The sequence below is a fragment of the Nocardiopsis sp. RV163 genome (assembly GCF_001029525.1).
GTDB classification, from domain to species: Bacteria; Actinomycetota; Actinomycetes; order Streptosporangiales; family Streptosporangiaceae; genus Nocardiopsis; species Nocardiopsis dassonvillei.
The window spans coordinates 1-12,284 of the sequence record NZ_LEKI01000168.1; the positions used below are offsets into that span (position 1 = coordinate 1).

Genomic DNA, 12,284 nt, shown 5'->3' on the forward strand with positions numbered 1-12,284 from the left:
GTCCAGGCGTCCCTCGGTGCTCAGGACGCCTCGACCGGGTTCCGGCTGCCCCGCACCCGCGTAGGGCGCGGCCGGGATGTCCGGGAACCCGGTGGACTCCGGTGACCGGCCTCCGTAGGTGAAGTACGGAGCGGCCCGCTCCGGCTCCCCGGCCCCGAGGGGAGCGGGCCCGTGCCCAGAGCCCGGCGAGGGACGTCCGGCGGCCTCCGCGGAACCGGCCTTTCGAGGCGCGGGTCCGCTGACGGCGGTGCCCGTCTCGGGGGGCGCGTCCGTGGGCCGGTCGAGGGCGGCGGGCCCGGAGTCCTCGGGACGGGGCTCCCCCGTCCCGGCGTCCGGCAGGGAGGCGGCGGGGCCGGGAGCGCTGCGGGAGGCGGCCGGGTCCACGGGCGTCGGGGCCTGGACGCGCACGGTGTCCGTGTCGGGGCGCACGGGTTCGGGGCCCTCGCCGGAGGAATCGGTTCCCTCCGCGCGGCCGGGCTCCGCGGCCTCCGGCTCGGGTCCGGACGGGGAGACGCCCCGGTGGAGCGCAGGGCCGTGTTCCCGCGCGGCTTCGGGGGCGGCCGGGTCCGGTGAGGTCTCCGAGGCCGTTGAGGATTCCGATGGGCCCGTGTTCTCCCCGGTACGCGGTGTCTCCAGGTCCTCCTCCCGCGTCTTGCGGGCGCGCCGGTCGGCGCCCATGACCAGGAAGACGTCCGTCTCCTCCGCGTCCGGGTCAGGTGAGTCCCCCCCGCCTTTGTGGTTGACGGTCACGGGGTCCGCCGGGCGCGGCGGACCGGCCCGCCGGGGCTCGGGGGCCGCGCCGGGAGGCACCGGCGGGCGCGACGCCCCGGAGGAGGCGGTGCCGAACCAGGCGCGGGCGGGCGGGAGCTCCTCCCGGGGCCGGGAGCCGGAGGGCGTGCCCCCGCGCGGCGGCGCTTCCCGTCCGCCCGGCGGTCTCCGGCCGCCCGTCCGGTCCTGTTCGCGCGGCGGCTCCGGCCGCGAGGGGGCCGCCGGAGGCGCGGCCGACGCGCTCCGGTCCGCGGGCGCGGCGGGGTCCGGCCGCGGCTGCCATGGCGCCTGCTGCCCCGGATGCCGCGTGGGCTGCGGCTGCGGCTGCGATGTCCGCTGTTCCGGCGGGCTCTGCGCTGGGCCGGGCCCGTACTGCTGGGGCCCCTGAGGCTGCTGGGGTTGCTCGGGAGGCGGCGGAGGCTGCTGGGTCGCCGGTGCGGGCATGGGCGTGCCCGACAGGAAGGCCTCGGCTATCGGGTCCCGCGCGAAGGTGCGCGGCGTCGCCGTACCGCCGGGCGGGGCGGGGGGCCGTCGCGGTCCCGGGTGGCCCGCCCAGGGCGGCCGGTTGGGGCCGGTGGGCTCGTGCGGCCTCGGCGGCTCGACGGCGTAGGGCGTCGGAGGAAGCGCTCCCGGCCCCGGATAGCCCGGCACACCGCCGGGCGGCGTGCCCTGGCCGTGTCCGGGATCGTCGGGGAACCAGCCCCCGGACGGGGTCGGCTGGGGGCCGCTGGGACCGCCCCGCTGGCCGTACGCGTACTGGGGGCCGCTCGGAAGGCCCCGGTCGGCGGCGGGCCGCTGAGGACCGCTCTGCGCGCCTTGGGGTCCTTGGGGAGACTGCCCGCCCGGAGGGGGCTGCGGCCCGCTCGGCACCGCGCCGCTCCCCCACTGCCGGGCGTCGTGGCCGCCGGACGGAACGGGGTGGCCGTGCACCGGCCCGGCGTGCCGCCCCTGCCCGTCCCACGGCGCCTGCCGCCGATCTCCCTGAGCGGGGTCCCCGTGCGCGGGCGCCCCCGGCCGCCAGCCGGTCGGGCTCCCGGCGTCCGGCGGCGCGACCGGGTTCCCCCGGTCCTCGCGCCCGTCCCGGGCCTCCTGCTCCCCGGAAGGCGTTCCCCGTTCCGGCTCGGGTCGCTGCTCCACGGCTACTCCCCTCCTTCGACGCGGGCACGGACCGGCCCGGCGCCGTCCACCGAACGTTCCAGTGCCTCGGCGGCCACCAGCTGAACGGCCCGGTGGGTGGTCTCACGGATGAACCCGGGGCGCACGGCCGCGCCCTGGGCCAGGTGCCGGTCGTGCGGCAGGACGATGACGCCCGCGCCGCTCTCCGCGATGATCCCGGTAGTGCGGGCCACGTCGAACCCCCGGTCCTCGCGCCGCCGCTCGTCGAAGACGACCACCACGGTCCGCCGTACCTCGTCCTGTCCGCCGCCCGCGACCAGCAGGTCCAGCTCGCGCCCGACCCGGATCGCGGCCTCCCGTGTCGCGCGGACCACGCGCACCCGTGCGTGGGCGGCCCGGCCGACGGCCTCCACGAACGCACCGCCCGACTCACCGGCCACGAGGGTCACTCCGAAGAACCGGGCGATCGGCAGCAGCCCTGACATGTAGGCCCCGGCCCCGTCCGGGGCGGCCCGCACCGTCCACAGGCGCTCGTTGACCTCGCCGAGACTGGCGCGCACCGACTCGAAACCGGCGGGGTCGACCCCGTCCAGGTCGCCGGGCTCGTCCAGGCCCAGCCGCTCGGCCAGCGACGGCGGCCGGCCGGTGGCGTCCACGGCCAGCACCCGGTCGTGGCGGAAGTGCGCCAGCGAGCGGGCGACCAGCGCGGTCACCACCGACGCGTCGGCGCCCGAACCCAGGTCGTCCACGACGATCCGGCGCCCGGTCGAGGTGGGGCGCTGCAACCGCCTCCCCAACTCGATGGTGTCGGCCACCCCGTCCGCCGCCCGGAACGGGCGCAGCGCCGCCCGGCCGACGCGGCGCACCCAGCGGTCGCCGCGCAACGGCCGCGTCACGGAGGCGGTCGGAGCGGCTCCGGCCGGGGAGGCCCCGCCCTGGGGCCGCGTCTGTGAGTCGTTCATCGTCCCCCCGCTCAGAAGGTCGTGAGGAGGCGCTGGAAGGTGCCGAACGCGCCGATCGCCAGGGGCACCAGCACGACGACGGCCACCGCCTCGAACCTGCTGGTGACTCCGCGCAGCCGGGCCCGCACGTGCTCGGGCTGCTCGATCGACAGCACCACCGCGGGAACGGCCGCCACCGCGACCGCGGTCCCCAGCGCGGGCCACACCCCCCAGGGCACGGCCTCGGCCCAGGCGAGGAGGAAGGCCACCAGCACCACGAGGCTCGCGGCGATGAGCACCGACTTCTGCGCGACCAGCGGGAACAGCCGGGCCCGGCTGGCCACCACCAGGGCGAGCACCACCGACAGCCCCGCCGTCCACCAGTCGAAGCGGGTGGCCAGGCCGATCCCCGCCGTGGCCGCGGACACCGCCACCGCGACCGTGGCGATCACCAGGCTCCGGTGGGCCCCCGCCACCGAGGTGAGCACGTCGCTCCGGGCCACCGCGTCCCCGGAGCTGCGCCGGTCGTCCAGGACCGCCAGTCCGGAGAACATCAGCGCCAGGCGGAGCAGCAGGCTCAGCAGCACCACGCAGGCCACCGCCATGACGACGGCGATCTGGTAGGCGGGCAGGCCAAGCGCCGCGCCCACCGACCACACGGCCGCCAGCGCGAGTCCGACACCGCCGCCGGTCAGACCGCCCCTGCCCAGGCCCGACGTGAGCCCGAGCAGCAGGACCAGGCCCGCGACCAGGGCGGCACCGCCGCCCCAGCGGACCCACTCGGGCCAGCCGAGCTGGTCGCAGGCCAGCCACAGGGCCAGGCCGCCGACCGCGGCGCCGCTGATCGCCAGCGCCGTGCCCAGGGGCTCCCGCCAGGTCGGACCGATCGAAGCGCCCGCCGCCACCAGCACGGCGGCGACCGCGGCCAGTCCGACGAGGCCTCCGTTGCCGGAGAAGTGCCCCTGCACGATCCAGGCCGCGCCCACGGCGAGGGCGACAAGCGAGACGGTGGCGGTCCAGCGGGCCGCCACCGGGTTCCAGCGCCCCTGGTGGTCGTCCAGGGCCATCGAGACCGCCTCGGGGACCTCGTGCACCACCGGGGCGGGCACCGGCTCCTCCGCCCGGACCAGCCGCAGCACCGCGCCGTCGGTGATCTGCCGTTCCGCGAGCGTGGTGTCGCCCTCCAGGACGACCCCGGAGGCGGTCACCAGGTGCCGCAGTCTGGCGGGGTTCTCCACCCGGTCGCCGAGGAGGTCGAGCACCTCGGGCATGAGCGCGCCCACGGGCTCGCTCGCGGGCAGGACGGCGTCGACCCTGCGCTCCTCGCCGACGAGGGTCACGCGGCTCCAAGCGGTCATTGCCTTCCCATCCTCGCTCCTGCGTCACCGGTGGCCCTGGCCACCGCTCTCGGGCCCGGGGTCCGGGTCCCGGGGTTCGGTCGTGCCCTCCAGCCGGGCGGCGGGGGCTTGCGGCGCCGTGCCTAGCCGGGCACGTCGCTGACGGCGATGCGCTCCAGGTAGCCGTTGCCGATGAGCCAGCGGATCGTCGGGACGGCGGGTACCTCGGTGAACCCGGCCGTGTCGAGGGTGAAGCGGACGCCGCCGCCGGGGTGCTCCACGCTCGCGGGGGCGCTGGTCGCGCTCACCTGGAAGGGGTGGATGACCCGGTAGCGGTGGTAGAGGTCCTCGCCGCCGGGGCCGGTGCGGGCGTGGTCGGGCAGACCGCGCTCCCCGAAGGAGGTTCCGTCGGGGAACAGGTAGCGGCCGCTCTCCTGGCCGAAGGCGTCCACGACGTCGCCGACCGCGAGCCCGTGCAGGTAGGAGCCGCCGCTGCGCTCCCGCAGACTCTCGCGCACCGTGGTGACCAGTTCCGCCGTGGCCTCGTCGGTCCGCCGCTCCTCGGCCTGGGTGAGGACGGTCGGCTCGGGCTCGGTGGTGGCCAGTTCCTGGTAGAGCCAGCGGGCCGCCTCGTCCTCGGTGGTGAACTCGGGTCCGGTGCGGCCCTGGTCGAAGTCCATGACGGCGGCGGACAGGTAGCCCTCCGCGTCCTGGCTGAGCAGGTAGTAGCTGTCGGTGGTCCCGGGCTCGGGGCGGGGGTCGCCCGGGAGCACGTACAGGCTCTCGGGGACCCCGGCCGCGTCCAGCTCCTCACGCAGGTCGTCGAGCGTGACCCGCGCGCCGACCCAGTCGCCCGGAATGGGCGGGACGGCGTTGTTGGCCGGTCCCGACGCCTGCTGCTCCTGCTCCACCCGCTGGGTGCTGAGCTGGTTGCTGACGAAGGACCAGCCGACGGTGCCGCCGCAGATGACCGCGGCGAGGCAGGCGCTGATCGCCACCTTGCCGAAGTTCTCGTCCAGGCGGCGCCTGGTGCGCTGGCCGCCGAAGAGCACCGCCTCGCGCAGGCGCTGTCGGCGCACGGCGACGGACTCCAGCAACTGACTGTCGTAGTCGCGTGCCAACCGTGCTCCTCACTGCCTCTCGCGCGTGTTCCGTGCCCCGGGCGCGGTCAGATGTTCATGACCGCGCTGTTGGCGCGGCTGAGGGTCTCCTGGGCGGTGGAGTCGTTGGTGGACAGCGTCTCGCGCACGAGCCGGATGATCTCACGGACCTCGTTACCGGCGTTGTGCCACTTGAGCTCCTTGGCGCTGTACTCCTCGGACACGCCGGTGGCCTCGAACTCGGCCATGGCCTGGCTGACGTCGGTGTCGTGCTCGCCGATCAGGGTCTCGAGGCGGTTGGTGATCGACTGGATGTTGCCCTGGACCTCCTGGGAGGCACCGAGGTCGTAGGCGTTGTTGCTCATGGACGCTCCTTACGGGGGTCAGGGGGTCAGCGGAACTTGGCGGCGTCGAAGTTGGCCGAGCCCATGCTCTGGTTCGCGTCGTCGGCCATGGTCTGGTCACCGGTGACGAACGCGGCGTTCATGCCGCCCTGGCCCTCCTGGATGGAGCCGAGGCCCGCGCGCAGGTCCGCGGTGATGGCGTCGGCCCTGAGCTTGAAGGAGTCGAACGCGGCCTTGCCCGCGCCGTCGAACTTGCCGGACAGGGGCTCGGCGGCCTGGACGAGTTGCTGGATGAGGCTGCTCAGCTCGTCACCGGTGGTACCGGTGCTCTGGGACAGGGTGGTCAGGGTGCTGTCGCCGATCTGCCAACGTGACAACTTTTCACCTGCTTTCCTCGGGGGTCCTCGCGAGGCTGTTCGCCTCCCGTTGGGGAGGACGCACGCGGAGTGCCCGTGGTTCGGAAGAGGATCCGCGACCGGGCAACGGACTGGATCCCCCCATGGGGGAGGATCTGCATCATACAAGTGGCCTCCGACGGAGGCCCGGGTATGATCCGCGCCTGTGGACGACGGCCGGTGAACGGCGCGGGCCCCTCCGGCGGTACCCGGCCGCGGCTCCCGACGGGGTCGCGGAGCCTGGTGGCCGCCCCGCGACGCGTGCGAGGCCCCGCCCCGCGGCCGCCCGTGAAACGGCGCCCCGGGAGCGAACCCCGCGGGCGCGCCCGGGATCCCACCCTCCCGGTACAGTCCTCCCCGGAGTGTTGAGGAGTTCCCTTGAGCCACGACGCGGTCGCCCTCCTGGCCGGTCCTCCCGACCGGCGCGCACTGACCGGGGCCCTGGTCGCCGCCGGGCCGGAACTTCGGGTCCGGTTCGCGGCCGACGGCGCCGTGGTCGAACTGCTCGACTCCGGGGGCCGCCTGGTCGCCGCCGTGCAGGCGGCCCAGCGCCTGGCCCTGTCCGCCGAGGCCGAACGGCTCCTGGCCGACGGCATGACCGACGACCTGCCCGCCCAGCCCTACTGGGTGGAGGCGCGCGGCGCCGAACTCGCGGACACCGACACCGCCGGGGCCGTAGGCCGGTTCGTCCGCCACCTCGCCGACCGGCTCGGCGGGGCCGTGTGGGAGCCCGAGCCGCGGCTCTCCCGCGGCGACGCCTTCCTGGACGGCTCCACCGACCACCCCGCCGTCACCGCACGCACCGGGAAAGCCGCGGTGGTGGTGCAGGACCGGCCCCTGGTCCCCATGTCCCCCTGGATCGTGGACGCCGTCGCCGCCCACGGGCGCGAGGGCCGACGGCTCCAGGTCGTCACCCCCTCCACCAGCCGACTCACCCACGCCCTGCACTCGGTACTGGCCGGCCCCACCGCCCGATGGGTGGTCCAGGCCCCCGACGGCGCCTACTACGACGGGTTCTCCGGGGCGCCCCTGGTCTGGGACGAACGGGAGGCCTTCGTCCTGGACCGGAGCGCCCGGGCCGGGGACGGGCCGCACGAGGCGTTCCGCGCCCGGGCGGCGGAGGCGGAGGGGACCGGCTCCCACCTGCTCGTCGAACTGGAGGCTGAGCACCCCGCCGACGACGGCCTGCTCCTGGGCGAGGCCGCCGAACTGCTCGCCGAGCGCCTGGGCGGCCGCGCCCCCGCGCTCTGGGGCACCAGCGAACCCCTCCCCCGGGAGTGGAGCCGGGCGGCGCTGACCCGGCTGTGCCGCGAACGCGCGCCAGGGCAGACCTGGTTCGTGTTCACCGGCCCTCCCGAGGGCGTGCGCGAGGAGGGCGTGCTCCCCTTCTGCGGCACCCAGCGGGTGATGCGCACCGCGCACGGGGTGCGTGAGAGCGTCTCGTTCGCGGTGGCCCGGCCCGCGGGCGGGGAGCACGACCTGGACGCCCTGTCGTCGGTGGTCCGTACACTCACCGAACGCGACGTGCTGCGGACCATGACGGTGCGGCGCGCCGCCGGGCGGCCGGACCTGACCCACGAGCCCCGCTGGTGCGGCCTCCCCCTGCCGGTCGGCCTGGCCGTCGGGGTGGAGGGCGTCTCCTCGATCGGCGCCGACCGGGCGCTGTCCGCTCCGGTGCGCGGGGTGCCGTTCGGCCCGCCGCTGACGCCCTCGGTCTGGTACCGGGTCGGGGACGGCACCGAGCCGGACGGCTGGCAGCGCTTCCGAGAGCTCATGGACCACCTGCGCCCCGACGGTGCCAGCGCGGGCTGACCCGCGGACCCGGCCGTGCGCACGGCCGGGCGCCGACTGGGGCCGCCGGTAAGCGAAAAGCCCCTCCGACACCGTCTTCGATAGGATTTTTCCGCCCCCGCGCAGTCCCGCGCCCTCGTCTCCCCGCCCCTGCGCCGAGAGGAAAGCCGATGAGCCTTCGCGTCGTGCACCGGCCGACACGAACCGTGCATCCCGCTCCGGTGCAGGAACCGCACGAGGTGGAGGCCCCGCCGACCCTGCCCGACGGCAACGCCCAGGGCAACCCGCTGATGACCATCCTGCCGATGGTCGGCATGCTGGCGTCGATGACCATCATGATGGTCATGCGCAACCCGGCCTTCATCGCGCTGGGCGGCGTCCTCCTCGTGGTCGCCCTCCTCGCCGCCGTGGTCATGCTCTTCTCCCGTCGCGGCCAGGTCGCCCGGCAGCGCCGCAACCAGCGCGAGCTGTACCTGCAGTACCTGGAGGAGCTGCGCGAGGAGCTGACCGCCTGGGAGCAGGGCGCCCGCGCCCACGCCCGGCTGCTCGACCCGCCGCCCGAGGCCCTGTACGACGTCATCCGCGACCCCACCCGGCTCTGGGAGCGCCGCCGCAGGCACCGCGACTTCCTGCGGGTGCGGGTGGGCACCGGCCTGACCGAGGGCCGCCCCCTCCGGCTCGCCGAACAGGGCACCGCTCTCATGCCCACCGACCCGTTCATGCTCTCCGAGGCGCAGGCCGCCATCCGGCGGTTCGCCTCGGTCCCCGAGATGCCGCTGACCCTGCCCCTGGACATGGCCGGGAACGTCAGCGTGATCGGCGAGCGCGAGGACGTGATGCGCGTGGTGCGCGCCCTCGCCGCCCAGTTCGGCGCCTTCCACGCCCCCGAGGACGCCGGGTTGGCGGTGTCCTACCCCGCGGACAGGGCCGAGGACTGGTCCTGGCTGCCGTGGCTGCCCCAGGTCCTGGACCCGCAGCGCCGTGAGGGCGGCGCCGCCGTCCGCCTGATCGCCCCCGACCCGGTGAAGCTGGGCGGCCTGCTCGCGGACGAGCTGCGCTCGCGCACCGACTTCGCCTCCGAGGTCCGCCGGGGCATGGGCAAGCGCGAGGCGTACCGGATGCTGCGCAGGCTCCTGGTCGTCCACGACACCCTCGGCGACGTGGCCGCCGAGCTGGTCCGGCCCGACCACGCCGTGGACCCCGTCGACCTGGGCGTCACCGTGCTGCACCTGGTGTCCCGCCAGATAGACGAGCCCGGCGACGTGAACGTGCGCGTCACGGTCACCGGCGACCAGGTCCGCGTCGAGGAGCTGCGCGGCGCCGACCCCGTGGTCTCCACCGGCACCGTGGACGACGTCTCCGGCGCCACCCTCACCGGTCTGGCCCGCATGCTGGCCCCGCTGCGCCTGTCCCCGGAGTCGGTCGAGGAGACGGCCCAGGAGGGCGGCAGCGTCGACTTCCCGGCGATGATGGGCGTCCACGACCCCGGTTCCATGGACGTGCCGCGCCTGTGGGCGCCGCGCAGCGAGCGGGCGTTCCTGCGCGTGCCCGTCGGCGTGGACGACATGGGCCAGCCCGTGGTGCTGGACCTCAAGGAGTCCGCGCAGTTGGGCATGGGTCCGCACGGCCTGTGCGTGGGCGCCACAGGTTCGGGCAAGAGCGAGATGCTGCGCACCCTCGTGCTGGCGCTGGCCGCCTCGCACCCGCCCGAGCGGGTGAGCATGGTCCTGGTCGACTACAAGGGCGGCGCCACGTTCGCCCCGTTCGAGGACATGCCGCACGTGGCCGGGGTGATCACCAACCTGGAGGACGACGCCGCGCTGATCGAGCGCGTGTACGCGAGCCTGTCCGGCGAGGTGCAGCGCCGTCAGCAGGTGCTGCGCGACGCCGGGAACGTCTCCAACATCGGCGACTACACCTACAAGCGCGAGCACGACCCGAGCCTGCCGCCGCTGCCGCACCTGCTGGTGATCATCGACGAGTTCGGCGAACTGCTCACCGCGCGTCCCGACTTCATCGAGCTGTTCCTGTCCATCGGCCGCATCGGGCGCAGTATCGGCGTGCACCTGCTGCTGTCCAGCCAGCGCATCGAGGGCGGCAAGCTGCGCGGCCTGGACACCTACCTGTCCTACCGGCTGGGCCTGCGCACCTTCTCCGAGGAGGAGAGCCGCACGGTCCTCAACACCCCCGACGCCTTCCATCTGCCCTCCCTGCCCGGGTTCGGCTACCTGAAGGTGGACACCAGCGTCTACCAGCGCTTCAAGGCGGGGTACGTCTCCGGCGCCTACCGCGGCCCGGTGGCGGAGGAGGAGCCCGCCGAGGGAGCCCCGTCGGTGCGCCGCTACACCGCCTACAACGCCGACGCCGCGCCGGTGGAGGCCGCCGCCTCCGGGTCCTCCGGCGAGGAGGTGCCCATGCCCTCCCGCACGGTGGGCCCGACCCTGCTGGACGTGATGGTCGGCCAGTTCGGCAGGCACGGCGAGCGGACCCGGGAGATCTGGCTGCCGCCCCTGCCGTCCGCGACCACGCTGGACGCGGTGGCGGGGGAGCCGGAGGAGAGCGGCCGCGGACTGCGGCTGCCCGGCGAGCACGAGGCGATGCGCGTACCGCTCGGCCTGCTGGACGACGCCGCCAAGCAGTGGCAGGGCGTGTGGAAGCTCGACCTGACCGCGTCCGGCGGCCACGCCGCGATCATCGGCGGCCCGCAGAGCGGCAAGACCACCCTGCTGCGCACGCTGGTGCTGTCGCTGGCGCTCACGCACACCCCCGCCCAGGCATCCGTGTACTGCCTGGACCTCATGGGCGGCGGCATGCAGTCCCTGGCGGCGCTGCCGCACGTGGGCGGTGTGGCGGTGCGCACCGACGCCGAGCGGGTGCGCCGCACCGTGGAGGAGGTCCAGGGCATGCTCGAACACCGCCAGACGGTGTTCCGCGAGCGCGGGATCGACTCGGTCGCCCAACTGCGCCGGATGCACGCGCGCGGCGAGGTACCCGAGCTGGCCAGCGCCGACGTGGTGTTCGTCGTGGACGGCTTCGGCGCGCTGCGCAAGGACTTCGAGGACATCGACCCGATCGTGACCGAGCTGCTCCAGCGCGGCGGCGGGTTCGGCGTCCACGTGGTGGCCGGGATGCTGCGCTGGAACGACGTGCGCATCGCCGCCCAGTCCAACTTCGGGCAGAAGGTGGAGCTGCACCTCAACGACGCCTCGGACTCCACGATCGACCGCAAGCTCTCCGAGACGATCAGCGCCCGGACCCCGGGCCGGGTGCTCACCGACGCCGAGCTGTTCGGCCAGGCGGCGCTGCCCCGCTTCGACGGGGTGGCCGACGACGACAACCTGGGCGAGGTCGTGGAGAAGGCCGTGCGCGCGGTCGACCGGGCCTGGCGGGGCGCGCGTGCGCCCCAGGTCCGGATCCTGCCGCACCGGCTGTCCGCCCGGGCCCTGCCCACGGCGGAGTCCGAGCCCAGGGCGGTGCCGGTCGGCGTGGACGAGCGCGCCCTGGAACCGGTGCTGCTCGACCTGTTCGAGCGGGACCAGAACCTGCTCGTCATGGGCGACGGGGAGTGCGGCAAGACCAACCTGCTGCGGCTGGTCGCCGAGGGCCTCGTGGCGCGCTACTCCTCCGACGAGGTGGTCTTCGCGGTGATGGACCCGCGCCGGACCCTGCGGGGCGTGGTGCCCGAGGAGTACATGGGCGGGTACGCGAGCAACCCCCGCGTGTGCGCGGGGCTGGCGGGCGGCGTGGCCAAGGAGGTCGAGGGCCGCCTTCCCGAGGACGGGGACGTGGACTCCCTGGAACCGGGCTCGTTCAAGGGCCCGCGCATCGTGGTGCTCGCCGACGACTACGACGTGCTCACCACGGCGGGGCAGAAGCCGCTGGCGCCGTTCGTCCCGTTCGTGCCCAACGGCCGCGACATCGGCCTGCACTTCGTGGTGGCGCGCCGGGTGGCCGGTGCGGGGCGCGGGATGTACGACCCGCTGGTGCAGGCCGTGCGCGAGATCGGCACGAGTGCGCTGGTGATGTCCGGCGACCGGAGCGAGGGCCAGATCCTGCCCCGCGTCTACGCCGCCAGCCAGCCCCCCGGACGCGGCAAGTGGGTTACCCGAGGCGGTTCGTCGCGGCTGGTGCAGACCGCGCTGCGCGAGCCGTACGAGGAGCGGCCGTGAGGGCGCCGTCCGCTGTCGGAGGACGGGAGTAGAGTGCGTGTGCGCTTCGGGGGATCGCGGACAGCCGGCGTCCGCCCGGACCGCGCCCGTGTCCACGGCGCGGGACAGAACACGCGCCACGGTCCCGCGCTCCGCGGCGCCCCGACACCGTCACCCACCGAAATCACCTGACGACGTTCGGCAGGAGAGCCATGCAGCCCCCGCACCAGCCCGCCGGCGGACAGCCGGAACACGGTTCCCCGTACCGCACACGCACTCTACTCCCGTCCTCCGACAGCGGACGGCGCCCTCACGGCCGCTCCTCGTACGGCTCGCGCAGCGCG

Annotated in this window: 7 protein-coding genes and 1 pseudogene; 2 read left to right on the plus strand and 6 right to left on the minus strand. The window is 75.2% G+C overall.

What is annotated here, in order from left to right:
• The 6 genes and pseudogenes from ABD54_RS22370 to ABD54_RS22400 all read right to left on the minus strand — a co-directional run.
• Positions 1-750, minus strand: a pseudogene (locus tag ABD54_RS22370) (hypothetical protein); the annotation flags it as partial.
• Between the two features lie 1,157 nt (positions 751-1,907).
• On the minus strand, positions 1,908-2,846 hold the full coding sequence (locus tag ABD54_RS22380) for a hypothetical protein (RefSeq protein ID WP_047871503.1): 939 nt from the start codon (positions 2,844-2,846) through the stop codon (positions 1,908-1,910).
• A gap of 11 nt (positions 2,847-2,857) precedes the next feature.
• Positions 2,858-4,183 carry a type VII secretion integral membrane protein EccD gene (eccD, locus tag ABD54_RS22385; protein WP_047871504.1) on the minus strand — a complete coding sequence of 442 codons (1,326 nt, stop codon included), beginning with the start codon at positions 4,181-4,183 and terminating at the stop codon, positions 2,858-2,860.
• Between the two features lie 122 nt (positions 4,184-4,305).
• Positions 4,306-5,283, minus strand: coding sequence for a TNT domain-containing protein (locus ABD54_RS22390; protein ID WP_047871505.1), 978 nt, complete (start codon positions 5,281-5,283; stop codon positions 4,306-4,308).
• Positions 5,284-5,330: 47 nt separating this feature from the next.
• Positions 5,331-5,627, minus strand: a complete 297-nt coding sequence (locus ABD54_RS22395) for a pore-forming ESAT-6 family protein (protein ID WP_013155612.1) — start codon at positions 5,625-5,627, stop codon at positions 5,331-5,333.
• A gap of 26 nt (positions 5,628-5,653) precedes the next feature.
• Positions 5,654-5,983 carry a hypothetical protein gene (locus ABD54_RS22400; protein WP_047871506.1) on the minus strand — a complete coding sequence of 110 codons (330 nt, stop codon included), beginning with the start codon at positions 5,981-5,983 and terminating at the stop codon, positions 5,654-5,656.
• Positions 5,984-6,379: 396 nt separating this feature from the next.
• Here ABD54_RS22400 and ABD54_RS22405 point away from each other — a divergent pair, with 396 nt between their 5' ends.
• Together ABD54_RS22405 and eccCa are read left to right on the plus strand one after the other, a co-directional pair.
• Positions 6,380-7,813: a DUF6177 family protein gene (locus tag ABD54_RS22405; RefSeq protein WP_047871507.1), complete on the plus strand. Its 1,434-nt coding sequence runs from the start codon at positions 6,380-6,382 to the stop codon at positions 7,811-7,813.
• Between the two features lie 149 nt (positions 7,814-7,962).
• Positions 7,963-11,961, plus strand: coding sequence for a type VII secretion protein EccCa (eccCa, locus tag ABD54_RS22410; RefSeq protein WP_047871508.1), 3,999 nt, complete (start codon positions 7,963-7,965; stop codon positions 11,959-11,961).
• Positions 11,962-12,284 lie beyond the last annotated feature (323 nt).